The following is a 24,416-nucleotide window of genomic DNA, read 5'->3' as shown; positions in this document are numbered from 1 at the left end:
TCACTCATCTTTATACTCGATAAAATTACCGAGCAATTTTTGCAAATTGACTTAGAAAAAAATAAAAATATTAGTCTTTTCTAAAGCAACTTTTCAATTTCATTATCCCTGCTTTCAGCTTAACACCAAACCACCAAAATGTTGATTTAATGTACAGATTGAATAATATTCATGCTAAAAATTTTGTTCAAATCCTACCATGAACTTCACTTCAAACTGATTTTATTGACACATACCATTCATAAATTAGCTAAATACAACTATAAACCATTGAGATAATATAAGGTGCATTTAGATAAATTCTATTAAAATTCATAATTATTAGACTAAAGCCTAAAATTATAGATTTAAATACATGCAACTTGGATCATAAAACCGATATCTTAACATTTTAAAAAGATATTTGCAGATGCAAAACGTTTTCATTTATCCCTAAAGTGCATATTTTTTTATGATTGGGGCAAATCTAACCACTTCAACCAAAATATCTCGAAAACTAAATTTAACATCAAGTTTTGATTAAAAAAAAAGCACACCTAAGTGTGCTTTTTTTTGGAACAGCATTATCCAGCTTGATCTAACAACATGCTACGAATGTGACCAATCGCTTTTGTTGGATTTAGACCTTTAGGGCATACTGATACACAGTTCATGATACCTTTACAACGGAATAAACTGAAAGGATCGTCTAAACGAGCCAAACGGTCTTGAGTAGCAGTATCACGCGAATCAATAATGAAACGATATGCATTCAACAATGCTGAAGGACCCAAGAATTTATCAGGGTTCCACCAGAATGATGGGCAAGACGTTGAACAACATGCACAAAGAATACATTCATACAAACCATCAAGATGCTCACGCTCTTCTGGAGATTGTAAACGCTCTTTAGGTGGTGCAGGTTGATTATTAATCAAGAACGGTTGAATTTTGTCATACTGATCATAGAACTGATTCATGTCTACAACCAAGTCTTTGATTACTGGAAGACCTGGTAATGGACGAATAGTAATTACTTCTGGCAAATCGTTTAGGTTCCAAAGACACGCTAAACCATTTTTACCATTGATGTTTACACCATCTGAACCACAAATACCTTCACGGCATGAACGACGGAACGTTAAAGTTTCGTCTTGAACTTTCAATGCAAGTAGCGCATCAAGCAACATACGGTGCTTATCAGTCAACTCAAGCTTGAATGTTTGCATGTACGGTGCTTTATCCTTATCAGGATCGTAGCGGTAGATATTAAATGTACGAGTACCTCTACTCATCTTACTTCTCCCAATTAGAATGTACGTGGTTTAGGTGGAATAGCATCAACTGATAAAGGCTTGTAACGTACTGGCTTGTACTCAAGACGGTTATCAGCAGAGAACCATAAAGTATGCTTCATCCACTCATCATCACGACGGCCGTAAGGATATGCTGGATGATCTGGAGATTCTTCAAAATCTACAACAGTATGCGCACCACGACATTCTTTACGTGCAGCAGCAGAGATTAAGGTTGCTTTTGCAACTTCGTATAAGTTTTCCACTTCAAGTGCTTCAATACGCGCAGTATTAAATACTTTTGATTTGTCTTTTAAGTGGATATTACGGATACGAGGCTCAAGTGCCAGAATCTCTTTCACACCTTTTTCAAGAAGTTCAGTTGTACGGAATACACCTGCATGATCTTGAACGATATCGCGAATTGCATCAGCAACTTCTTGCGCATTCTCACCAGAAGTTGACTCATCTAAGCGACGGATACGCTCGACAGTTTGCTGAAGCACAGTTGTTGGAAGCGGCGCATATTCATCACCGTGATGCTTAGTCACATAGTCAATGATATGTTCGCCAGCAGCTTTACCAAATACAACTAAGTCAAGCAATGAGTTTGTACCTAAACGGTTAGCACCATGTACAGACACACATGAACATTCGCCAATCGCATAGAAACCTTTCACTGGTTTAGTGAAATTGCGATCCGCAGCATTGGTAGAATAAGTATCGCTGTCTTTGTCGTAATGTGCTTCTAGCGGAGTAGTTTCACGCGATTCAGGAACAACAACTTGACCATGAATGTTAGTTGGAATACCACCCATTTGGTAATGGATTGTTGGTACAACAGGAATTGGCTCTTTTGTGATGTCAACGTTCGCGAACTTCTTACCAATCTCAAATACAGATGGAAGACGTTTCATGATCGTATCAGCACCCAAGTGCGTCATATCAAGAAGGATATAATCACCTTTAGGACCACAACCACGGCCTTCTTTGATCTCTTGGTCCATAGAACGTGATACGAAGTCACGTGGTGCCAAGTCTTTCAAAGTTGGAGCATAACGCTCCATAAACGGTTCGCCGTCTTTGTTACGAAGGATTGCACCTTCACCACGACAACCTTCAGTTAACAATACGCCTGCGCCTGCAACACCCGTTGGGTGGAATTGCCAGAATTCCATATCTTGTAATGGAATACCTGCACGAGCAGCCATACCAAGACCATCACCAGTGTTGATATATGCGTTTGTAGATGCGCGGTAAACACGACCAGCACCACCCGTTGCGAACAATGTTGCTTTCGCTTGGAATACTGCAATTTTACCTGTTTCTTGGTCAATTGCTGTAACACCAAGTACATCACCTGCTTCATTACGGATCAAATCAAGCGCGATCCATTCTACGAAGAATTGTGTACCCATTTTCACGTTGCTTTGATAAAGCGTGTGAAGAAGTGCGTGACCTGTACGGTCGGCAGCAGCACAAGCACGAGGAACTGCTTTTTCACCATAGTTCGCAGAGTGACCACCGAATGGACGTTGGTAAATTGTGCCGTCAGCGTTACGATCAAATGGCATACCTAGATGTTCAAGTTCATATACAACTTGTGGCGCTTCACGAGTCATAAACTCAATTGCGTCTTGGTCACCTAACCAGTCAGAACCTTTTACTGTGTCATAGAAATGGTAGTGCCAGTTATCTTCTTGCATGTTACCAAGAGAAGCACCAATACCACCCTGTGCAGCTACAGTGTGAGAACGCGTTGGGAATACTTTAGTCAATACCGCAACTTTCAAACCAGCTTGAGCAAGTTGGTAAGAAGCACGCATACCAGAACCACCACCACCAACGATGACAGCATCGAAAGTTTCGTGTGGAATATTTGTATAATCTTCTTTAGGGTTTATAGCGCCCATGATTGTTTCCTATCAATTCGCCCAAAAAATCTGGATTGCCCAGATCGCATATGCAAATACAGCAATAATAACTGCTGAAGTCAGTACAAGGCGTAAACCTGATGCTGATGGACCCATTTGACGAGTCGTCACATAGTCAGTGAATACTTGCCACATACCAATCCATGCGTGTGCAACAAGAGATAAGACTGCCAATAAAGATAAAATCTTCATCGGTAATGTCATCATAAAGCCGTACCACTGTTCGAAGTTGAAACCACCATTACAAAGGATCCAACCAAACACCACAACAGTATAAACAGCTAAAACTACAGCACTTACACGCTGGATAAACCAATCGCGAGAACCTGAACCCGTTAAACCAGTAGCACTTTTCATTAGAGTACGATCCATACAAATGATGCAACGATACCAATTGCAGATAAAATTAATGCGATTGTTGCTGCTACACGACCACTTTGTAACTCTTCAGCGATACCCATATCAGCAAGCAAATGCTTGATACCTGCGATGAAGTGGTAGATTAAGCCAGCGACAAATACCCATACGATAAAGCGCACGATAAAGCTATCAAAAATAGCTTGAACTTGTGCAAAGCCCTCAGGAGAAGACAATGATTTGTCTAAGATCCATAAAAGAACTGGTACGAGTAAAAATACGATGACACCTGAAAGACGGTGTAAAATAGATGCAATAGCCACAGGGGATTTTAAGTTTACGTCTAAAACTTGACCCATGGACAAATTGACAGGTCTGTTGCTTTTCACAGCGGGCATCCTGTAGTTAAAAACTCCATCCGGAGTTTGTTGGAATTAATTCGAAGGAAAGCTGGCATTTGTTAGACAAATAAATTGTCTAAACCTTTATACGACACGGAATTATAAAACGTGCAATTTCAAATTACAAACCTACGAAGCAGGCGTCAACCATAAAATATTTTTAAATAAGAATCATTTACATCTACTTTCTTACAGTTAAGTCATCTCTCTATTTAAATACAAACACTAAGCCATTAATATTTATATCAATTTATTTTAATTTAGTGTTACTGAACTCAAATGTTCGATTTGTCTTAATTAGACTAAAGCACAACTCACTACAAAAATATATTTTTTTAAGAAATATAATATTTATTTTATTTTTCAAAAACTTAAAGAAAATTAAATCTCAAATAATTTGTACTTTTAAAACTAATTAGAAAAATGAATATTGCTCACATGGTCATTGTTTTTTTATCTAATTGAATTGAGTAATTTCAAATGTAAAAAAGGATAAAAATCATATGCACTTATAAATTAATTACAAAATAAACTTCATTTTCTAATGTTGAGCTCACCACTTAAAATCTAATGAAACATTATAAATTAGACACTTTTTAATCAATTAGTAAATAAAGTGAAAAAAAATATTTCATTGTCATTTTTGGTGTATTTATTCAGTCTATCATCTTAAAAAAACTGACAAATTCTATAAACAATCGCTTTTCACAACCTTTAACATATTGATAAAAGGTATTAATAATCAAGCATTACTTGGTTTAAATCATCAAAATATGCACGTTTTTGTCTTTTTTTTTATGCCACTACCGTTGAAATTGTCTTATTATACGGCGGCGCTAGTGAAAAGCAGATAAATTCCTACTGATTAACTGAGTTTAGAACCAGTCACTTTAGGTCGTCATTTTTATCCATAAGTATAATTGACAATTTTTGACTACTCACTAAGCTTAGAGCAAATTTTGAAACCGTCTAACTCACGGATTACAACAGATTATTTCGGGTTAGATAAAACATTCACCAGGACAGGAGATCTATTGAATGTCTGAAGCAACTGGCAAAAAAGCCGTATTACAGCTTGATGGCAAAGAAATTGAATTACCAATTTACAGCGGCACATTGGGCCCAGATGTAATCGACGTTAAAGATGTATTGGCCGCAGGTCACTTCACTTTTGATCCTGGTTTTATGGCTACAGCGTCTTGCGAGTCTAAAATCACATTTATCGATGGTAATAAAGGTGTTCTATTACACCGTGGTTATCCAATCGACCAACTGGCTACTAAAGCTGATTATTTAGAAACTTGCTACTTATTATTAAATGGTGAGCTTCCTACAGCTGAGCAAAAAGAAGAGTTTGACGCTAAAGTTCGTAACCACACTATGGTTCACGATCAAGTTAGCCGCTTCTATAACGGTTTCCGCCGTGATGCACACCCTATGGCTATTATGGTTGGTGTTGTTGGTGCGTTATCAGCGTTCTATCACAACAACCTTGATATCGAAAATGTTGATCACCGTGAAATTACTGCGATCCGTTTGATTGCTAAAATTCCTACCCTTGCTGCGTGGAGCTACAAGTATACTGTTGGTCAACCATTCGTTTACCCACGTAATGACTTAAGCTATGCAGAAAACTTCTTGTACATGATGTTTGCTACTCCAGCAGATCGTGATTACAAAGTTAACCCTATTCTTGCAAAAGCAATGGATCGTATCTTCACGCTTCATGCTGACCATGAACAAAATGCTTCTACGTCTACAGTACGTTTAGCTGGTTCTACTGGTGCTAATCCGTATGCATGTATCGCTGCTGGTATCTCTGCACTTTGGGGCCCTGCTCACGGTGGTGCAAACGAAGCTGTTCTTAAGATGCTTGATGAAATCGGCTCTGTAGAAAACGTTGCTGGCTTCATGGAAAAAGTGAAGACTAAAGAAGTTAAACTTATGGGCTTCGGTCACCGTGTTTATAAAAACTTCGATCCACGTGCTAAAGTAATGAAAGAAACTTGTGATGAAGTTCTTGGTGCTTTAGGTATCAATGATCCACAGTTAGCTTTAGCAATGGAATTGGAGCGTATCGCACTTTCTGATGAATACTTCATCAAGCGTAACCTTTATCCAAACGTTGACTTCTATTCAGGTATCATCCTTAAAGCGATTGGTATCCCAACAGAAATGTTCACTGTAATCTTCGCACTTGCACGTACTGTTGGTTGGATCAGCCACTGGTTAGAAATGCACAGCGGCCCATACAAGATTGGACGTCCTCGTCAACTTTACACTGGCGAAGTTCAACGCGATATCGTTCGTTAATTCGAACTGCGTCGACAGTCAAAAAACCACCCTTTGGGTGGTTTTTTATTATCTGATTAACAACAAAATATTGTTTTCAGCCCTAATGAAATAGAAACCTCGTATATCTAGAATATCTACAAACAAAAAAAAGCCTGATTAAATCAGGCTTTTTTGATCAGTGTTGTGAATAATGATCCAAATTTAATGAGCTTAACTGCTGTTTTAATTTTGCAAGAGACCATGGCCATGCTGCAAAGTTACGACCATTTTCATCCAAATAGTAACTCTTACAGCCCCCTGCATTAAATACAGTAGTTTTAAGATGCTTTTGAACCAATTGATTATGTCGCTTAACAACGTCGTCTTTAATCACAAGCTTGTTAATGTTTTGCTTTTTGATCTTTAGTAGACCATCAAGAATATAATCCAATTGAGCTTCAGCAATACCAATAAATGAGTCATAAACCAGAATATTTGGTCCTAACACCAAAAATGCATTTGGTACATTGGTAATACTTGCACCTAAATAAGCTTCTGGTGAACTATTTTTCCAACGATCCGCTAAGAGCTTCCCATCCATATCATAAATGCGCTTACCAATTGGCGGATGCGATACCTCAAAACCTGTACCCCAAATGATGACATCCACTTCATGACGCTCACCATTGGCCGCAACAACCGTATTCCCATCAATCTCAACCAATCCCTCATTGATTAGTTTCACATTATCATGTTGCAATGCTGGATAGTAATTGTTGGCAAATAAAAGACGTTTACAGCCAATATCAAAATTTGGTGTGACTTTTTTTCTTAATTCATCATCTTGAATTTGCAACTTCAATAATTGTTTGCTTAAGAAATTCACAGGCTTCAGCACTTTCGGATTACGCAAACCAAAGTTAATGCCATTTAAAATTTGGGCAATACTGCTCCGCCAAGTGGATTGAATCACGGGAAATTTCTGGATCAGTGATTTCGCTTGATCATTCAAATTCATATCAGCTTTTGGCAACACCCAAGGTGCTGTACGCTGAAACACAAAGAGTTCTTTCGCTAATGGCTGAACCTGAGGAATAAATTGAATCGCTGAAGCACCTGTACCAATAACAGCAATACGTTTACCTTTCAGATCGTACTCATGATTCCATCTTGCAGAGTGAAACATTACCCCCTTGAAACTTTCTATGCCCTTAATTTTTGGAAATGATGGCTCAGTAATCGGTCCCGTTGTAAAGATTACCGTTTTTGCTAGATACTTTCCTTGAGAAGTTTCTAACGACCACTGCGCCTTCTCGTTATCCCAACGTGCTGTTTTTAATTCATGATTAAATTGGATTTTTTCAGTCAGTTGATGCTTCTCAACCACTTCCTCAAGATAACTTAAGATTTCTGGCTGCTTGGCAAACAAATGACTCCATTTGTGACTTGGCGAAAAGGAAAAAGAATATAAGGCTGAAGGAACATCACATCCACATCCTGGATAATTATTATCGCGCCATGTACCACCAACTCGGTTCGCTTTTTCCAGCACAATGTAGTCGCGATATCCTGCCTGATTCATTTTATATGCCGCAGCGATACCGGAAATACCTGCACCAACAACAACCGTGTCATACACCTTTTGTGATTGTTCGACTTTAAGTTCTTTATCTGCGTTATTTTTTTTCTTTACTTTTACTTCTGCTTTTTCAGATTGATCAGCAGTTTGAATTTTTAAATCTGCATTGCTCTCTAATTCGTTATCGAGTGTCATTCTTTTATCTCTCTATTATTTTACAAAACGCTTAAACCATGGATAACCTACACCTAACATTTTGGTATATAAGGTCGGTGAAGCACGCTTCATCAACCAAAATAATTTCGCGTCTGGTTGTGGAATCGTATAAAGAATGCCTTTATCTAAATTGTTTAAGGTTTTTTGTGCAACTTGATCGCTTGTGACAAATGCATGATTCTGCAATAAATCATCCGCTAAACCCGAGTAATTGGAAGGTAATCGCCCATTCTTCATAATATTAGTAGGTACTAAAGTTGGGCAAAGCACATTCACACGGATATTATCTTGATGTAGTTCTGCAGATAACGTTTCAGATAATGCAAGTACACTAGATTTCGTCACGTTATAAGCTGTCATTTCAGGTGCAGCTGTAAATCCTGCTGCTGAAGCAACATTAATAATTGCCCCATAACCTTGTTGTTTAAACTTCGGTACAAAAAAGTGGCAACCATGAATCACGCCCCATAAGTTGACATGCATACACCATTGCCAATCTTCTAGTGTCATTTCATCAAACTTACCACCTAACCCCACGCCAGCATTATTAATAACAAGTGTCACAGGATGATTAAAAAGGTTTTCTGCTTGATTCGCCAGTCGCTCAACATCTTCCTTTTTTCCCACATCGCAGGATTCAGCAAATGCTTTTTGCCCTGTGGTTTGAGAAATCAGCTGAACAGTTTCTTCAGCTGCAGCTAAATTAATATCAGCACACACCACTTGACCACCACGTTTTGCAATTTCCAATGCAAAACTGCGTCCAATACCACTTCCCGCACCCGTTACCACAGCATAAGCCTGATGGCTCGGTTTAATTTTCTTCTTAAAAAAAAGCATGAACTATCCTTATTCTTATACCTTTAAAGCTGGCATGAATTCCTTCGTAAAGTATGGTGTCAAAATACCATCCACTGGATTTAATAAACGTTCTTTGTAGTACTCTAAAAATGCTGATGTATCATGATCATTCGGATGGAAGTCTGGTTTGAGATATTCGAAAATATGTTTGAGCGAACTGCCATAAACACCATCTTTTAGACCAAAAATCAAACCTACACTTCGGTACATATCTTTGTAGTAACTTAAACTGATTAGATTTGATGGCTTACGATAAAATGGCACAATTAAGGATGCAGCAGAAATCAGCACTAAAATCGTAATAAGCGCTGGGAAAAAGCCTGCTATTCTTAAAGCATAGTTACTCGAAAGAAGTTGGAACACATCATATGCAATATCTTTATGCTCTGATTCCTCAAGCATATGCCACATCCAAATTGCGCGTTGTTTCTCATCTTGAGATTCGAAGAAAATATGCTCATGATTCATCATGTATTCAGCAAGCACTGCGGTAAAATGCTCAATCCCAGCCATAAGCGATAATTTCATTGGCTGAGGCAACCGATTAAAACCATATTCAAAAACGTGATGCGCCAGAAATCTAAACAATTTGACAGGCAAATCTGCCTTTAAAAAAGCGTCATTTAATTCTTCATGAAGTTTAGAATGTAAAGCTTCTTGCCCAATCAGTGCTGTCACTCTTTGCTTAAGTAATGGATCTTGAATAAAGTCACGATGATAACGTGCTGTATCAATAACGAGATCCTCACCATAGGTTAAAAAAATTGAAAGTGACGCAAAGTAAGCACTTGCTAATTCCGCATTCAAATAAAATTTTGGATCAATCTTTTGATGATCAAAATCAAATTTCATATGACGAATTGGAATAGCTTTTGATTGATTCTCAGGATCAAATTTAGAACCGTTTAGAAATTTAGAAATTTTTTTTAGTGGCTGAGTTAATAACATGGCGAACCTTCTCTTTTATCTCAGTGAATAAATTCAAATAATGTGAATTCTTCGACGTTTCTAAAAAATTAAGATAAAAAGACGAAATAGCCATTTGCATAATAAATCTTTAGAGATGGCATAATTGCTCATTCATCAAGATTGTCTAACAAAATTATTAAGTTTTAATCAGTAAATACCATTTCATTATCATTAAAGGTCAACACCATTTTTAACAAGTAATGATTCCAAATAGTGATATTTTGAATGTCACATAAACTTTAAGTAGATTAAGAAATAAGTATGATGTTGTGGATGCCACTTATTTTAAAATGGATAAAATTTGACGCTTTTAGATGTAGATCACTCACCCAAGGTGAAATCACGTTGAGCCAAAGTGTCTTTGGTGATCTTATAGATTATGACAGGGTGAAAATCATGAATCATCCGTTTCTACCGTGGCAACCCTCAGCGGTATTTATGGCACCAAAGGGCTATTTGCATATTCGTAACAAACATTTCAAAACTGACTATTCGAAAGAAAATAAAATCTATCAAGGAATTTTCATTCACGAGATGACTCATATTTTACAACACCAACAAGGACAAAATGTTTTGCTCAAAGGCGCTTTTCTGCAAAGTGCGTATTTTATTTCCTTCAAAAAGTATAATCCTTATGCCTATAAATTTGACCCAAAAAAAAATTTCAATGACTACAACATTGAACAACAAGGCGATATAGCTAGAGATATATTTTTGAAAAAGATTCCGAATATTATTTTGAATCAATAAAAATTGTAAAATTAAAAGAATATTTTTTATTCAAGCTATTGATTTGTGAATCAGAAACACCATATCAGCTTTGACATCTGATTTACTGTGTCGCAAATCCATTACGATTTAATTTTTTATGTACAAACAATGGCAAAAGCTAGTATCTACTTTTATTTTAGATAGAATACATATGAATCGTAGTTTTTGCTGTGCAAAAAATAAGATCTTTTATCATGTTTGAATGATGTAAATTTGAGCCATTTGGCAGTTATGTAATATCACATACACACAGCTGAATAATTACTCCAATAAAATCAGCACGTGCTGTATATAAACCTATAGGATAGGACTTGGTTTAAATGAATAGTTTTAAAGTTTCTCTTGCTCAATTCTCTCCATTTGTCGGCAATTTAGAAGCCAATGTTCAACGAATGATTGAACTCGCTAACGAAGCCAAACAGCAAAATGCCAATATCATTGTGTTTCCTGAACTTTCGACCATTGGTTATCCTGCAGAGGATCTTCTACTTCGTCCAAGCCTAAGCAAACGTACAGCATCAGCTTTCGAAAAACTGGCTGAAGTGAAAGACATTGTGATGGTATTTGGTTTTGTTAATCAAGCTGATTCGGGTGCACGCTATAACTCTGCAGCCGTTATGAAAGATGGGCAAGTATTAGGTATTTATAACAAGCAAAATTTACCAAATTATAGTGTTTTTGATGAAAAGAGATATTTCGCTGAGGGTCATCAACACCTTGTATTTGAGTATTTAGGACATAAATTCGGTGTATTAATTTGCGAAGATGTCTGGACACTTGAGAGTGTTCAACAACTTGCTAAACTGAATGTTAAAACTGTTCTTGTGTTAAATGCCTCACCATACGAAGTTGGAAAGCCTCAACACCGTGTTGTTACGCTTAAAGAGTTAGCTAAACAATTGAATCTCAATCTTGTTTATGTCAACCAAGTAGGCGGGCAAGATGATCTCATTTTCGACGGAACAAGTTTCGTTGTGAATGCAAATGGTGAAGTTGTACTTGAAGCACCAAGCTTTAAAGAAGACCTTTTTCATGTTGAATATGAAGCAGAGCTTAAATCTTTTAAAGCCGCTACCAAAGCACCTGCATTAGATACGATTGCAGAAATTTACCAAGCTTTGGTTTTGGCAACACGAGATTATGTACAACGCTCAGGTTTCCCTGGTGTCATTCTTGGTCTCTCTGGTGGTATCGACTCAGCACTCACCCTTGCAATCGCTGTCGATGCTATTGGAGCAGATAAAGTTCAAGCTGTTATGATGCCTTACACATATACCTCTCAAATTAGTGTTGAAGACGCGACTGAGCAGGCAAAACGTATGGGAGTCACTTTTGGTATTGCGGAAATTCACCCAATCGTCAACAGCTTTATGCAGACATTACACCCATTCTTCGGCAATTCTCCTGCTGATGCAACTGAGGAAAATTTACAAGCTCGCGCACGCGGCACCTTATTAATGGGTCTGTCGAATAAATTTGGTAATCTTGTTTTATCTACAGGTAACAAATCTGAATTATCTGTTGGTTACTGCACACTGTACGGTGATATGGTCGGTGGTTTTGCTGTACTTAAAGATGTTTATAAAACGATTGTATTTGAGTTAGCAAAATACCGTAATAGTTTGGAAGATACGCCTGTAATCCCTGAACGTGTTATTACTCGCCCACCTTCTGCTGAATTGCGCCCTGATCAAAAAGATCAAGACTCTTTACCACCTTACGATGTTCTTGATGCAATTTTATATGCATATATTGAAGAAGATCAGAGTCTTGAAGATATTATTTCTAAAGGTTTTGATCGAGATATCGTGACTAAGGTCATTGGATTGGTTGATCGCAACGAATATAAGCGCCGTCAGGGTGCAATTGGTCCACGTATATCCTCTCGTGCGTTTAGCCGCGAACGCCGCTATCCAATCGTAAATGGATGGAAAGCAGGTGTCTAACTCGACACAACTCAATCAATTTGCTCAAGCACTTATGCTTGAGCAAATTCGGTTTACGCAACAGTATTTATTAAATGCTGAATCTAATGCTGTACTAGACACGTTTGTTTCACAGGCTTATGCTCAGTTCTATCGAATCAAACTAAAAGACATTGTAAATCTTGAACAACTTCATGCTGTTGTTTCAAAATATGCTTTTGAATTAAATCTTGGACCTGATTTACTAGAGTTTATTGGCGCAGTTGCACAACGTATTTACCTTCATTTAAAGGATTCAAATGCTTTAATCGGAGATTTAATTTCTGACCATGATTTTGGGCTATGGCTAAATAAAATTCTTGAATTAGATCAAGTACGTTATGGTTTAAAACAACAAATTTTAAGTAATGAGAAGGCACATGCAGTAAGTCTTCAATTAGCAAATCAAATTTTAGAAAAATATACACCTTGGCTGGATAGGCTTCGAAAAAATAAAGTTCAAAATCATACGGTCAAATCAAAGATTTTTAATTTTCTCCAAGATCAGCAACAAACATTAGAGTTAAAACTAGAATCCCAACTTGCAAATGCAATATTGGTTCAATTAGGCGAAATTATCACACTGCCTCAAAATGAACTTTATGAAATCATTCAACATATTTGGTCAGATCTCCAATTTCAAAAAATTTCAGCTCAGCTTGAGCAGATTGAAGCCATTGATGTCGAAGATTTTTTTATTCTGGTCTATGAAACCTGGAGAAATTTACGCCAATCCGCTGAGATTCAGTCCATCATTTTAGAAGTGGTTGATGAGTTCTATGAATATTTTGGTGATTACAGTTTACAAGCTTTACTTACGGCTGTTGGACTAACTCAAGAAGATTTAGTGATCGAAGCCCATCGTTTTGCACCTCAACTTATCACCATGTTAAATGATTTTGGCATTCTAGAACAATTAATTCAAAGTTTGATTCAGCCTTTTTATCAAGCACAATCTACACTTGACCTTATCTCAGGACATTTTGAGAAATAAAAAAAAGACCATGCGGTGAGCATGGTCTATAAAAATGGTGGCTATGACGGGACTTGAACCTGTGACCCCCGCATTATGAGTGCGGTGCTCTAACCAACTGAGCTACATAGCCGTAAACTGTGTGCGCATTATCTTAAGTTATCGTTGTATCGTCAAGCATACGAAAGCACTAATGATCACCCTTTATACAAATAAACCTTATTTGAACAAAATTAATCCATAATTATATGATTTTATTGTAATAGTAAGGTTTCAATAACATCAAAATCATGCTCAATCCTCAATATTTTATTCTCATATGCTGTTTAATCCTTGTGAGCGGATGCCAAACGATTCATCCCATATTTGTGAATTATCACGGTGTACGCATGGATGTAGCTCAATGGATCAATGCTCAAAATTTTATAACCATGCAACAAAAACGAACTCTAGTTCAATTAAGCCGTGCTCAACAAAAGCTCGTGCATATTGATGTCATTCCTGAAGATCATAAACTTGCCGTGAGTAAAGAGAATGCGGTTGCTCTTCATTGTGCACAGCTTTATTTGTCTGAGCAAAAAATTGAAAGCTTGCAAAATATTGTGTTTTCAAATGTAAATCAGACAGCCGTTTTAGCACAATTTGAACAAGAGTTTCCAAAAATTAAGCTAGATTCTCAGCTTATTCAGTGCCAATGAGAACTCAAGATTTCACACATAAAAAAAGACCACACTAGTGAGTGTGGTCTATAAAAATGGTGGCTATGACGGGACTTGAACCTGTGACCCCCGCATTATGAGTGCGGTGCTCTAACCAACTGAGCTACATAGCCGTAAACTGTGGGCGCATTATCTACTTGATTGATGTATCCGTCAAGTAATATCGGCACTGTTTGATCAAAATTTGTTGAAGTGAGCCGATAAGCCGGGTTCTGTCTAGAACGATCATTCCTCTAGGCATACAATCACTCATATGCTCAAGCGACCTACCCGAATCCAGTATGGGCCATACCTTAAGGATTCCTATTTGGTCTTGCTTCAGGTGGGGTTTACCATGCCATGAACTGTTACCAGTCATGCGGTGCGCTCTTACCGCACCCTTTCACCCTTACCATATTCTAGGCTAAACCGAAGTTCAGTTGCAAAATGGCGGTCTACTCTCTGCTGCACTTTCCGTAGGCTTACGCCTCCCAGGCGTTACCTGGCACCTTGCCCGATGAAGCCCGGACTTTCCTCCCCTGCTTTAGTCACGAAGACCTTCACAGCAGCGATCGTCTGGCTCACTTCAAGTGGCGCATCTTAACAAACTTTGAGATCAATTGCTCGTGCTTTTTTGAGCAATTAGTTTTTTATACTTTTCCAGCAATTCATCCTCAGATTCCACATGATTAGGATCTTTAGGAATACAGTCTACCGGGCAGAATAATGAACACTGGGGTTGGTCATAATGACCAATACATTCAGTACATAGATTCGGATCAATTTCATAGATCAGTTCACCCATATAAATCGCTTCATTTGGGCATACAGGCTCACAAACGTCACAATTGATGCACTCATCCGTAATAATTAAAGACACTCTACCAACCTTGCTGATGCTTACGTTCAAATGCCTCAACAACTGCTTTTGGCACAAATTTCGTCACATCACCTTTCAAACGTGCAATTTCACGAACTAATGTGGATGAAATAAACGAGTATTGCTCTGACGGCGTTAAAAATACAGCTTCAAAATTTGAATCTAATTGACGATTCATATTTGCAAGTTGAAACTCATATTCAAAGTCAGACACTGCTCTTAAACCTCTGAGTACAGCTGTTGCCTTTTGCTCTTGAAAAAAATTCACCAATAAACCATCAAAACCAACAAACTCTACATTGTCTAAATGGCTTAACGATGATTTTGCAAGCGCAACTCGCTCATCTAAACTAAACACTGGATTTTTGTGATGACCAATTGCAATCGCAACTACAACTTCATCAAACATTTTTGCAGCACGAGATACAAGATCAATATGACCATTGGTAATAGGATCGAATGTTCCCGGATAGATGACACGAGTTTTAGACATCCATTTATACTCTAAGATTATTATGTAGGCGCATAGTTTAACAAAAACTCAATTCACACGCACACTTGTTGACAGTGAAATGACTTCACCTCAAGCCAAGTTTGAGGCAAAATAGGTCTAATCTTGGAATATTTGTATTATGTCGAAATCGATTGTAGTAAAAAAAAATAATAGTGGCACTATTGCGCTTAACAAACGTGCACGTCACGATTATTTTATTGAGGAAAAATTTGAAGCTGGTTTAGCGTTACAAGGTTGGGAAGTAAAATCTCTTCGTGCTGGACGCATGAGTATCACGGAAAGCTATATTATTTTCAAAAATAATGAAGCTTATTTATTTGGTGCTCAAATTCAACCTCTTCTTTCTGCTTCAACTCATATCGTTCCCGAAGCAACACGTACTCGTAAGCTACTTCTTTCACGTCGCGAACTCGAGAAACTCCAAGGAGCGATCAATCAAAAAGGTTACACATGTGTACCTTTGGCGTGCTATTGGAAAGGTCGTTTAGTCAAACTCGAAATTGCACTTGTTAAAGGTAAACAATTACACGATAAACGTGCCACTGAAAAAGACCGCGATTGGCAGCGTGATAAAGCAAGAATTTTTCATAAATAAAAAAACCGCTCATTTGAGCGGTTTTTTTATTAACAAAACCTTAAATTTCCATAACAGTTTGGAGCAAAGGTCTGATTTTTAAGTTGTAAATCTTTTAATGGAAAATTTACATTGGTATTCGGCAAATGAACATTCCCAACACCAAGTTTGTCACCAAACAGACAATCAAGTGCATTACAAGATGGAGGATTTCGACTGATATAATCACTGATTGGTCCAACCACTTGTTTTAACACATCATTCGTAATATCGATACGCTTCTCAGGTGTTACATCCCCAATATTGATCGAATCATTAAATGCCATCCACCAACCCTGCTGTGCAGCAACGTCAGCATTTGGCCACCAGATTTCACTGTTTTGAACAGAGAGTGAGAATGGATTGTTTACAGGGATTTTATGAATTAAACCTAAGTTTTGATCTACCGTAATGTTGGCTTTTAAACCTGTAATGTTACCACTGACCTCTTTTTGCAAATTCAGTAATCCCACCCCTAGCACTTGGATATTAGCCGTGAGATTACCACCAAAATTCAATTGATTGATATTGGCAACACCTGTCAATTGTGCAGAACTCATTCGAGTACCAGAGACCGTAGTTCCATTAATTTGAATTGGTGCAGTCGTTTCTTGTAATGCTAAATTGTAATTATTCGATTTAAAATCGAGTGTCAAAGTAGGTGCAATAATACAAATCAAACAAATTCTTGCATTCACTTTTCCATCGATAGTTTGACCAGTATCGGCATAGGTCATACTTCGAGCATTAGTATAGCCCATACCCTGAGTGGGATTAATTTTTAAATAACCACTGAGTGAGTTAATACCATTCGGTTTATCAGAGTTTTCATCACCAAGCGTCAGTAAACCTAATACTTTTTCAGCACTGAGACGCAAACCTACAACTTCTCGAGTTGATGCAGATGTTGGATTTTTTACCGCAAACTCTAAAAATGGATTGGTTAGCTTGGCTGAAGAACCCGCACGACCCTCTCTAGTGTCTGACATACCACTCAAACTCAGATTTTCGATATCAATATCACATCCACCTGCTCCATTAATACCACCACAGCCAAGTTGTAAATGCTTAATATTTGCATTGAGTTCTATATCTGCTTCCATTCCAAGCTTATAAAAGCCAACGCCTTTACCTCGCATATTGTTTGCCCCGTCATTGGGATCAATATAACTCATACTTAATAAAGCTTGACCGTTTGTCGCAGATAACTCTTCATCAGTCATCATTTTTAAATCATTCTGAATGTTATTAGCAGTTGCAGACAAAGGAATCAACACTAAGCAAGATGTTGATAAAATCAATTTGATAGAAACAAGTAAACTCTTCAACATTAGAGTCTCCGTATTATTTTTATTCAGGCTTAATCCATAAGCAACAGCATTACTATCTATAAATTACTGAAAAAAATAAAGAGGTACAAAAACTTGCTAAATGGGTTGAAATATAGAAATTATAACAAAATTGAATATTTTTTAGAGACTTACATCACATTACACAACATTAAAGCGTGATGTAAATAATCATTTATCCGATAAAATGCAAACTAAAAATTCACGCACATCACTTATTTAACAGAATTTTAAACTTCCATAACAGTTTGGGGCAAAGGATTGATTTTTTAACTGTAAGTTTACCAAATCCATATTCACTCTTGAATTTGTTAATGGAACTTCACCTAATCTAAAATTACCTGCTAAACAACTTGTTGCTAAAAAACCACATTCGATTGGATTAGCCTGTAAATAATTACTAATTAGCGGTACAACTTGTTTAATCACTGCATCTGTCACAACCACTTTTTGACTCGGAGTAACATTACCTATATCAATTGGGTCCTCGATTGAAAGCCACCAACCTGTCTGAGCAGCAACACTCGCTCCAGTCCAATGTATATCTTGTTTTTGCATCGATAGAGAAAATGGATTGCTCAAAGGTAAGCGGTGAATATATCCAAGGTTCTCTGAAACTTTAACATCTACATTTAGGTTTGAAACATTACCCGTAATGTCACCAGATAGTGGTATAGGCACAAGCCCCCAGAGTTTAGCACTTGCAGAAATTTTCCCTGACAATGCAATGTTATCTATTCGAGCAACACCTGTTAAATAAACATTTGACATTCTGTTACCACTAATAGTTTGGCCATTAATTTTTAAAGAGCCGCTTCCCTCAGCTAAATTTAAAGCATAATCATTAGACGTAAAGTCTGCACTTACGAAACCTGTTGTACTCTTTGCTTTTCCGTAAACTAATTCCCCAAGATTGTTAAAATTTACACCAGAACGAGCTGCTGTTGTCGCAGTTCCAACAGCGTCCTTAATCTTCAGATAGCCACTTAAACTATTGATACCATTTGGTTTTTCAGAGTTTTCACTACCAAGCGTTAATAATCCTAGTACTTTTTCTGCACTTAAACGAACACCAACCATTTCACGTGTGGAAGCTGAATCTGGATTTTTTATAGCAAACTCTAAAAATGGATTGGTTAGTTGGGCACTTGATTGGACTCGTCCTTCACGAGTTTCTGCAACCCCTGACAAACTTAAGTTATCGATATCAATATCACAACCGTTTGCACCATTTACTCCACCGCATCCAAGTTGCAATCTTTTGATGTTAGCATTTAAATCTAATTGGGCTTCCATTCCCATTTTATAAAATCCAATATTTTGACCAGAATTCTTATTGACGGAATCTGCAGGTGAAATATAGCTTAAGCTCATGAGTGCTTTACCTTCAACATGTGAAAGTTCAGCGTCAGTCAGTTCTTGCATTGGAGCAGCATACGCTAATGTTATTGAAGTCAATCCATAGATGACAGGAATACAAAAATTTCTTGATTTCGCGAATCCTATTAAGATCATCATTGTCTCCACAATTTTTTATTTTTATGTCTTGTCTAACAAAAAGACAATGTAATATTCACTATTATATAAATTTTTACTATCAAATTGTGATTGATCTAACATTTTTGTATTTAAATAATTCATATTTCAAAAAAAATGGTCTAGTAATGAATCACTTATATCAACTTAGCAACTTGTAAATTAATGTATTTTTATTTAAATCTTTCATTTAAATAAACAACAGATCGAAGTGATTAAATAAAATCTCAAACATAAGTAAAGATGATGAGCTTTAAGAAAGTCATCATTTAAATACCCAGACGATCTGATTGAAACTAAATAAGTTCTTTTCACTCCATGAAGACAAATGTCGCCATGCGGCCGGTTTTTGAATTACGGCGATGAGAATAATATGTTTGAGCCTCCGTGTAGCTACATCGCTCACCTCCAAGAACCTGTTCCACCCCTAAACTTTTCAATATATGGCGAGCAATCGCATAGAGATCTCCGTAATACTTACCCTCTAGATCTCCCTTTTGAAATGCTGAACTTAATTCTGGAATCCTATCGCAGAATGTGTGCATTACTTCTTCACCCACTTCAAAGCATGGCTGACTAATTGCCGCACCTAACCACGCCCAAGAGGGTTGAGTGCTCATGGCATTGACTGTATTTTCAATAATGCCATTTGCCAATCCTCGCCAACCTGCATGCAAATTAGCGACTTCAGTACCATCTTTGTTACCGAGAACCACCGGTAAACAATCTGCCGTCATCATCATTAATGCATGTTGTTTTTGCTGTGTCACTAAACCATCGCCATTTAGGGCGTGTAAGCTCATGTCATCATTTACAACGTGACAGATTGTACTGTGCGTTTGGTTCATCCAAGTTAATCGATTCACCCCATAGACTGAAAAGTCATTTAACAAGCTCATTCTATGCCGATGAACACGTTCTGGTTGATCATTTACATGCAACGCCAAGTTAAAACCTTCTAAATCAGTCTGTGGTGTTTTCAGTGCGTGAGGGTGACTCAATTCTGTTTGTCCTACCACGACACCTTTGGGCAAACCTTGCACAATTTGCATGTAAACTTTCCTTTAATTTAGTAAGCCTTATTTTCCGTACGAAGAGTCTCAAGTAATGCTGTGAAATCTTCAGGCCATGGTGCTTCAAACATCATTTCTTCACCTGTCCGTGGATGTATTAACCCCAATTTTGATGCATGAAGCGCTTGACGTCTAAACTCTCGTAAATGAGTAGCAAGTTTTTCCGAAGCACCCGCAGGTACTTTGACACGACTGACATAAACTGGATCACCGACCAAAGGGAAACCAATATAAGTGAAATGCACACGAATCTGATGAGTACGTCCAGTTTCTAATTGTGCTTGAACACGTGTGAAATTTTGGAATCTTTCTTTCACATTATAGTGAGTCACGGCATCACGACCACCTGGTAAGATCGCCATTTTTACACGATCTACGGGATGACGTTTAATCGGCTCATCAATTTTACCGCCTGCAATAATATTGCCATAACAAATTAAATCATAAATTCGATAAACTGATTTTTTCGCTAACTGTTTACTTAAGGAAAATTGAGCTTCTAAATTTTTAGCTACAACCAAGAGACCACTAGTATCTTTATCGATACGGTGTACTAGACCAGCTCGAGATAATTCTGCTGATTTAGGAAAATGATATAAAAGTGCATTAACCAAAGTACCATTCGGGTTTCCTGCGCCAGGATGTACAACCATCCCCACTGGCTTGTTAATGACTAAGATGTCATCATCTTCATAAATAATATCTAAAGGGATATTTTCAGGTTGACTGGTGACTTGGGCTTCAAGCTCTACATCAAGCGTGAGTAGCTCATTCCCTTCACTTTTATATTTTGGTTTCACAACTTGACCATTTACCAACAAATGACCATCCTTCAACCATTGTTTCAATTTTTCACGCGAAAATTCGTTCCAAGCGAGCGCAGCAACTTGGTCTATTCGCTGACCAAGAGAACTCTCATCCACTTGAAATTGCAACGATAAACGTGTTGCAGTTGGGGCTGAAGTATGGTTATCTGCATCCTCAGAATCTTCAAGTAAATTGATGTCGATTTCTGGGAAATTAGAATTAGAAGTTTGTGCTGAAGTCATTTGCTCATTCGGACAAAAGTGGTTTAATAGTGCAATTGTAGCCTATTGCCCGTATAAACAGAGGAATTTTTATGTCGCTACCACGTTATAAAGTTACAATGCTTGCTTTATCGCTAGGCTTAGCAGCAACATTTGTGGGCTGTAGCAGTAATCCCAAGAAGGATGTTGTGGATACTGGACCTAAATCAACCGAACAATCTTATTTCGATAAAGCACAAAAAGCATTAGATCGTGGTCAATATAGCGATGCAGCACAATCATTAGAAGCAATTGAAACTTATTACCCTACAGGTCAATATACTCAACAAGCTCAACTCGATCTTTTATATGCTCGTTTTCAACAAAAAGACTATGAAGCTGTTATTGCGCTAGCAGACCGTTTTATTCGTTTAAATCCTCAACATCCTAATGTTGATTATGCTTACTATGTTCGTGGTGTGGCGAATATGGAGCAAAACTATGATGGTCTCATCCGCTATACATCACTCCAACAGGCTCATCGTGATGTCAGCTATTTAAAAGTTGCATATCAAAATTTTGTTGATTTCATTCGTCGTTTCCCAAGTAGTCAGTATGCTGTAGATGCTGCTCAGCGCATGAAATTTATTGGTCAAGAACTTGCTGAAAGTGAAATGAATGCGGCTCGCTTTAACTTAAAGCGTAAAGCTTGGCTTGCAGCAGTTGAGCGTGGACAATGGGTTATGGAACATTTCCCTCAAACACCTCAAGTACCAGAAGCGCTTGCAACGATTGCTTACGGATACGATAAACTCGGTGACAAGGCAACATCTCAACAATACGTTGAAGTGCTAAAGCTAAACTACCCTCATCTTGTGAAGTCTAATGGTGAGGTCGATTTACGCGCAGCACGTAAAGATGGAAGTTGGTTAAATCGTGCAACCTTGGGTATTTTAGGTCGTGAAGCAAGCAGCCAAACAACGGCAGAAGTATCAGCAGAGCAATCTGACAACACCAATACACAACCCGGTTTATTGAATCGCTTAAGCTTTGGCTTGCTTGGTAATAAAGATCACAATGTGGAAAGTGCGCCAGCAAATGAAAGTATGTACGACCCACAGCGTCAATAATCCATTCTTACGAATCAAAAAAGGTGGGATTACCCACCTTTTTTATTGCATGGCTTTATTTATCGTCTTAAGTGTTTAGGATAGACTTAATTCAATCACTTTATTCCTCATTCTTTTGGCTTTTTAATTATGGCAATTCCACAACATACGATTGATCAAATTTTAGATCGAACTGACATCGTCGATCTTATTGGCCAACGTGTGAAATTAAAAAAGTCAGGTCGTACCTATTCAGGCTGTTGTCCTTTTCATCAAGAGAAAACACCTTCTTTTCACGTCTACCGTGATAAGCAATATTTCCACTGTTTCGGTTGCCAAGCCAATGGAAATGCAATTCGCTTTATGATGGATATTGATAATCGCAATTTCATCGAGGTGATTAAAGACCTGGCAAGCCAAACCGGTATCGAATTACCTAAAGACAATCAAGACAATAAAAAACTCTCATACAAGAGAGAACCTATTAAACCTAACCAAGAAAAGCAACCGCAGGCACCCATTGAAGCAGATGCAGCAGAAATCATTTCTCCGCCTACTTCAGCTTTTGATGTAGATCCTTTTGAAGCATTTCAAAACTATGAATTCGATGAGTATCAATTTAATACAGATGACTTGAATTCAGTTGAGGTCGCACCTGAAGGTAATTTATACGATCTTCTTGAAAATGTTGCTTTATTTTATGAAAAACAACTTCCAAATAGCCAAATTGCGCAACAGTATTTTCAGCGACGCGGACTAAGTGATACCACGATTAAGTATTGGCGATTAGGTTATGCCCCAGAAGATTGGCAACATCTTGAAAAAGCATTTCCACAAGATATTGAAGGATTAAAACTACTCGGTTTGATCAGAACCAGTGATTCTGGTCGTGATTTTGATCTACTACGAGAACGTGTCATTTTTCCTATACGTGATGCAAAAGGTCGCGTTGTCGGTTTTGGTGGACGAGCATTGAATGACGAGATCAAACCCAAATATATCAACTCGCCAGACTCTGAAGTTTTCCATAAAAACCAACTACTCTATGGCTTATATGAAGGTCGTAAGCTCAAAGCCAATCATTGGTTAATGGTTGAAGGTTACATGGATGTCATCGCATTACAGCAAGCTGGCATTCCTGGCGCAGTTGCTACCTTGGGGACGGCGAGCAATGCTGATCACTTGAATCTATTATTTAAACAAAATAATCAGTTAACTATTGCTTTTGATGGTGATTCGGCTGGTCAAAAAGCTGCTCGACGCACTTTAGAAATTGCACTTCCCCTCTTAAATGATGGTCGTGAACTGAAATTTTTTATTCTACCTGCGGAGCATGATCCTGACTCATTAGTTCGTAAGGACGGTGTTGAAACTTTCAATCGACTTTGGCAACAATCACCACTCTTATCAGAGTTTGCTTTTTCACTTCTCAGTCAACAATATCAAATCAATACACCTGAAGGTAAAAGTCAGGTCATGGCTGAGCTAAATCAACTCACCAATCTGATGCCTAAGCAAGGTTCGTATCGCTATTTGATTCGTCAATATTTCAAAGAGAAATTAGGATTCAATAAAAAGTGGCAGCCTCAAGTGAGTCTTGACGCTTCATTATCATTTAATATTCGCACACGAGATGAAGATTTCGCAGTGGCAATGTTAATGTACCATCCTTTTCTTTATATTCATTTTGAAGTATTACGCGCAGTGATTCCTGAAGATGAATTGCTTGCAAAAGTATTAAAAATCTTTAATGTCATTTTTGATGATCTGCCAGATGACCAAGAGTTGGCGAGTTATTATATTTTGGGTGCATGTAGCCCATTTCATCATGAACTCTCTGAGATTTTAAAACGTACCAATATTCAAACACTCACTGAAGCCCCTGAAATGGCTGATAAACTTGCCTCAGAATACTCGCTTTCACTTCAAGAAAAATATCTGAGAATCAAATTTAAAGCAGCAAAATCATTAAACGAGTCTAAAAACTTAAGACAACAACTGAATGAGCTAACCAAAAAAATTGGACTACGCTTACTACATGAATAAATAAAAGCGGTCAGTGCT

At 37.7% G+C, this 24,416-nt stretch carries 21 protein-coding genes, 2 tRNA genes and 1 other RNA gene; 8 read left to right on the top strand and 16 right to left on the bottom strand.

All coding sequences use genetic code 11. The features are described from left to right. Window positions 1-563 precede the first annotated feature (563 nt). From AC1M86_RS06665 to sdhC, 4 genes are read right to left on the bottom strand one after another with little or no spacing between them, the layout of a single operon-like run. Window positions 564-1,274 carry a succinate dehydrogenase iron-sulfur subunit gene (locus tag AC1M86_RS06665; protein WP_035268507.1) on the bottom strand — a complete coding sequence of 237 codons (711 nt, stop codon included), beginning with the start codon at window positions 1,272-1,274 and terminating at the stop codon, window positions 564-566. Between the two features lie 14 nt (window positions 1,275-1,288). Next, on the bottom strand, window positions 1,289-3,187 hold the full coding sequence (gene sdhA / locus AC1M86_RS06660) for a succinate dehydrogenase flavoprotein subunit (protein ID WP_035268510.1): 1,899 nt from the start codon (window positions 3,185-3,187) through the stop codon (window positions 1,289-1,291). Between the two features lie 12 nt (window positions 3,188-3,199). After that, window positions 3,200-3,565, bottom strand: a complete 366-nt coding sequence (gene sdhD, locus AC1M86_RS06655; RefSeq protein ID WP_035268511.1) for a succinate dehydrogenase, hydrophobic membrane anchor protein — start codon at window positions 3,563-3,565, stop codon at window positions 3,200-3,202. Continuing rightward, window positions 3,565-3,963 (bottom strand): succinate dehydrogenase, cytochrome b556 subunit, encoded by a 399-nt coding sequence (gene sdhC, locus AC1M86_RS06650; protein WP_179997761.1) that lies wholly within the window; start codon window positions 3,961-3,963, stop codon window positions 3,565-3,567. Before sdhC ends, sdhD begins: the two co-directional genes overlap by 1 nt. A gap of 1,041 nt (window positions 3,964-5,004) precedes the next feature. On the opposite strand from sdhC, the gene gltA reads away from it, so the two are divergent. Next, window positions 5,005-6,279, top strand: a complete 1,275-nt coding sequence (gene gltA, locus AC1M86_RS06645) for a citrate synthase (protein ID WP_035269948.1) — start codon at window positions 5,005-5,007, stop codon at window positions 6,277-6,279. A gap of 157 nt (window positions 6,280-6,436) precedes the next feature. On the opposite strand, the gene AC1M86_RS06640 is transcribed toward gltA, so the two are convergent. Genes AC1M86_RS06640 through AC1M86_RS06630 form a run of 3 tightly spaced genes read right to left on the bottom strand, consistent with a single transcriptional unit; the run spans window position 6,437 to window position 9,844 of the window. After that, window positions 6,437-8,014: a flavin-containing monooxygenase gene (locus AC1M86_RS06640; RefSeq protein ID WP_481607584.1), complete on the bottom strand. Its 1,578-nt coding sequence runs from the start codon at window positions 8,012-8,014 to the stop codon at window positions 6,437-6,439. 15 nt (window positions 8,015-8,029) lie between these two features. Then, on the bottom strand, window positions 8,030-8,875 hold the full coding sequence (locus AC1M86_RS06635; protein ID WP_481607583.1) for an SDR family NAD(P)-dependent oxidoreductase: 846 nt from the start codon (window positions 8,873-8,875) through the stop codon (window positions 8,030-8,032). A 15-nt stretch (window positions 8,876-8,890) separates the two neighbouring features. Further along, complete coding sequence (locus AC1M86_RS06630) at window positions 8,891-9,844, bottom strand: metal-dependent hydrolase (protein ID WP_481607582.1); 954 nt, start codon at window positions 9,842-9,844, stop codon at window positions 8,891-8,893. 282 nt (window positions 9,845-10,126) lie between these two features. Here AC1M86_RS06630 and AC1M86_RS06625 point away from each other — a divergent pair, with 282 nt between their 5' ends. The 3 genes from AC1M86_RS06625 to AC1M86_RS06615 all read left to right on the top strand — a co-directional run bounded on the left by AC1M86_RS06625 (window position 10,127) and on the right by AC1M86_RS06615 (window position 13,594). Then, window positions 10,127-10,615 carry a hypothetical protein gene (locus AC1M86_RS06625; RefSeq protein WP_092766833.1) on the top strand — a complete coding sequence of 163 codons (489 nt, stop codon included), beginning with the start codon at window positions 10,127-10,129 and terminating at the stop codon, window positions 10,613-10,615. A 341-nt stretch (window positions 10,616-10,956) separates the two neighbouring features. Beyond that, window positions 10,957-12,582 carry an NAD+ synthase gene (locus tag AC1M86_RS06620; RefSeq protein WP_481586478.1) on the top strand — a complete coding sequence of 542 codons (1,626 nt, stop codon included), beginning with the start codon at window positions 10,957-10,959 and terminating at the stop codon, window positions 12,580-12,582. Further along, on the top strand, window positions 12,575-13,594 hold the full coding sequence (locus tag AC1M86_RS06615; RefSeq protein WP_481607581.1) for a hypothetical protein: 1,020 nt from the start codon (window positions 12,575-12,577) through the stop codon (window positions 13,592-13,594). The genes AC1M86_RS06620 and AC1M86_RS06615 overlap by 8 nt, the downstream gene beginning before the upstream one ends. A 35-nt stretch (window positions 13,595-13,629) precedes the next feature. Here AC1M86_RS06615 and AC1M86_RS06610 read toward each other — a convergent pair. Further along, window positions 13,630-13,706: transfer RNA gene (locus AC1M86_RS06610), tRNA-Met, on the bottom strand. Window positions 13,707-13,962: 256 nt separating this feature from the next. On the opposite strand from AC1M86_RS06610, the gene AC1M86_RS06605 reads away from it, so the two are divergent. Continuing rightward, window positions 13,963-14,271 (top strand): hypothetical protein, encoded by a 309-nt coding sequence (locus tag AC1M86_RS06605; RefSeq protein WP_228133291.1) that lies wholly within the window; start codon window positions 13,963-13,965, stop codon window positions 14,269-14,271. A gap of 57 nt (window positions 14,272-14,328) precedes the next feature. Here the strand turns inward: AC1M86_RS06605 and AC1M86_RS06600 are convergent. The 4 genes from AC1M86_RS06600 to coaD all read right to left on the bottom strand — a co-directional run bounded on the left by AC1M86_RS06600 (window position 14,329) and on the right by coaD (window position 15,644). Beyond that, a tRNA-Met gene (locus tag AC1M86_RS06600) sits at window positions 14,329-14,405 on the bottom strand. A 72-nt stretch (window positions 14,406-14,477) separates the two neighbouring features. Continuing rightward, window positions 14,478-14,859, bottom strand: an RNA gene (gene rnpB / locus AC1M86_RS06595) — RNase P RNA component class A. Between the two features lie 28 nt (window positions 14,860-14,887). Continuing rightward, window positions 14,888-15,151 carry a YfhL family 4Fe-4S dicluster ferredoxin gene (locus tag AC1M86_RS06590; protein WP_180027945.1) on the bottom strand — a complete coding sequence of 88 codons (264 nt, stop codon included), beginning with the start codon at window positions 15,149-15,151 and terminating at the stop codon, window positions 14,888-14,890. A gap of 1 nt (window position 15,152) precedes the next feature. Next, a complete protein-coding gene (coaD, locus tag AC1M86_RS06585) occupies window positions 15,153-15,644 on the bottom strand; it encodes a pantetheine-phosphate adenylyltransferase (RefSeq protein ID WP_035269911.1) in 492 nt (163 codons plus the stop codon). 139 nt (window positions 15,645-15,783) lie between these two features. On the opposite strand from coaD, the gene smpB reads away from it, so the two are divergent. Next, complete coding sequence (gene smpB / locus AC1M86_RS06580) at window positions 15,784-16,260, top strand: SsrA-binding protein SmpB (RefSeq protein ID WP_035269908.1); 477 nt, start codon at window positions 15,784-15,786, stop codon at window positions 16,258-16,260. A 29-nt stretch (window positions 16,261-16,289) separates the two neighbouring features. Here the strand turns inward: smpB and AC1M86_RS06575 are convergent, their stop codons facing one another. The 4 genes from AC1M86_RS06575 to rluD all read right to left on the bottom strand — a co-directional run bounded on the left by AC1M86_RS06575 (window position 16,290) and on the right by rluD (window position 21,285). Continuing rightward, window positions 16,290-17,609 (bottom strand): hypothetical protein, encoded by a 1,320-nt coding sequence (locus tag AC1M86_RS06575; RefSeq protein WP_481586481.1) that lies wholly within the window; start codon window positions 17,607-17,609, stop codon window positions 16,290-16,292. Between the two features lie 237 nt (window positions 17,610-17,846). After that, on the bottom strand, window positions 17,847-19,142 hold the full coding sequence (locus AC1M86_RS06570; RefSeq protein WP_481607580.1) for a hypothetical protein: 1,296 nt from the start codon (window positions 19,140-19,142) through the stop codon (window positions 17,847-17,849). A 332-nt stretch (window positions 19,143-19,474) separates the two neighbouring features. Continuing rightward, window positions 19,475-20,215, bottom strand: a complete 741-nt coding sequence (gene pgeF, locus AC1M86_RS06565) for a peptidoglycan editing factor PgeF (RefSeq protein ID WP_481607579.1) — start codon at window positions 20,213-20,215, stop codon at window positions 19,475-19,477. Between the two features lie 17 nt (window positions 20,216-20,232). Continuing rightward, window positions 20,233-21,285 carry a 23S rRNA pseudouridine(1911/1915/1917) synthase RluD gene (gene rluD, locus AC1M86_RS06560; RefSeq protein WP_180027949.1) on the bottom strand — a complete coding sequence of 351 codons (1,053 nt, stop codon included), beginning with the start codon at window positions 21,283-21,285 and terminating at the stop codon, window positions 20,233-20,235. A 71-nt stretch (window positions 21,286-21,356) separates the two neighbouring features. On the opposite strand from rluD, the gene AC1M86_RS06555 reads away from it, so the two are divergent. Both AC1M86_RS06555 and AC1M86_RS06550 read left to right on the top strand, forming a co-directional pair. Then, window positions 21,357-22,373, top strand: coding sequence for an outer membrane protein assembly factor BamD (locus tag AC1M86_RS06555; RefSeq protein ID WP_481607578.1), 1,017 nt, complete (start codon window positions 21,357-21,359; stop codon window positions 22,371-22,373). Window positions 22,374-22,502: 129 nt separating this feature from the next. Next, complete coding sequence (locus AC1M86_RS06550) at window positions 22,503-24,398, top strand: DNA primase (protein WP_481607577.1); 1,896 nt, start codon at window positions 22,503-22,505, stop codon at window positions 24,396-24,398. Window positions 24,399-24,416 lie beyond the last annotated feature (18 nt).

The organism is Acinetobacter sp. ANC_7654, from assembly GCF_056779855.1.
The sequence above is the reverse complement of the archived record's forward strand: the minus strand, read 5'-3'. Positions and strand labels throughout refer to the sequence as shown.

Coding starts and splice junctions, on each gene's coding strand:
- AC1M86_RS06665 (WP_035268507.1), bottom strand. CDS start 1,274: ATGAGTAGAGGTACTCGTACATTTAATATCTACCGCTACGATCCTGAT.
- sdhA (WP_035268510.1), bottom strand. CDS start 3,187: ATGGGCGCTATAAACCCTAAAGAAGATTATACAAATATTCCACACGAA.
- sdhD (WP_035268511.1), bottom strand. CDS start 3,565: ATGAAAAGTGCTACTGGTTTAACGGGTTCAGGTTCTCGCGATTGGTTT.
- sdhC (WP_179997761.1), bottom strand. CDS start 3,963: ATGCCCGCTGTGAAAAGCAACAGACCTGTCAATTTGTCCATGGGTCAA.
- gltA (WP_035269948.1), top strand. CDS start 5,005: ATGTCTGAAGCAACTGGCAAAAAAGCCGTATTACAGCTTGATGGCAAA.
- AC1M86_RS06640 (WP_481607584.1), bottom strand. CDS start 8,014: ATGACACTCGATAACGAATTAGAGAGCAATGCAGATTTAAAAATTCAA.
- AC1M86_RS06635 (WP_481607583.1), bottom strand. CDS start 8,875: ATGCTTTTTTTTAAGAAGAAAATTAAACCGAGCCATCAGGCTTATGCT.
- AC1M86_RS06630 (WP_481607582.1), bottom strand. CDS start 9,844: ATGTTATTAACTCAGCCACTAAAAAAAATTTCTAAATTTCTAAACGGT.
- AC1M86_RS06625 (WP_092766833.1), top strand. CDS start 10,127: ATGATGTTGTGGATGCCACTTATTTTAAAATGGATAAAATTTGACGCT.
- AC1M86_RS06620 (WP_481586478.1), top strand. CDS start 10,957: ATGAATAGTTTTAAAGTTTCTCTTGCTCAATTCTCTCCATTTGTCGGC.
- AC1M86_RS06605 (WP_228133291.1), top strand. CDS start 13,963: ATGGATGTAGCTCAATGGATCAATGCTCAAAATTTTATAACCATGCAA.
- coaD (WP_035269911.1), bottom strand. CDS start 15,644: ATGTCTAAAACTCGTGTCATCTATCCGGGAACATTCGATCCTATTACC.
- smpB (WP_035269908.1), top strand. CDS start 15,784: ATGTCGAAATCGATTGTAGTAAAAAAAAATAATAGTGGCACTATTGCG.
- AC1M86_RS06575 (WP_481586481.1), bottom strand. CDS start 17,609: ATGTTGAAGAGTTTACTTGTTTCTATCAAATTGATTTTATCAACATCT.
- AC1M86_RS06570 (WP_481607580.1), bottom strand. CDS start 19,142: ATGATCTTAATAGGATTCGCGAAATCAAGAAATTTTTGTATTCCTGTC.
- pgeF (WP_481607579.1), bottom strand. CDS start 20,215: ATGCAAATTGTGCAAGGTTTGCCCAAAGGTGTCGTGGTAGGACAAACA.
- rluD (WP_180027949.1), bottom strand. CDS start 21,285: ATGACTTCAGCACAAACTTCTAATTCTAATTTCCCAGAAATCGACATC.
- AC1M86_RS06555 (WP_481607578.1), top strand. CDS start 21,357: ATGTCGCTACCACGTTATAAAGTTACAATGCTTGCTTTATCGCTAGGC.
- AC1M86_RS06550 (WP_481607577.1), top strand. CDS start 22,503: ATGGCAATTCCACAACATACGATTGATCAAATTTTAGATCGAACTGAC.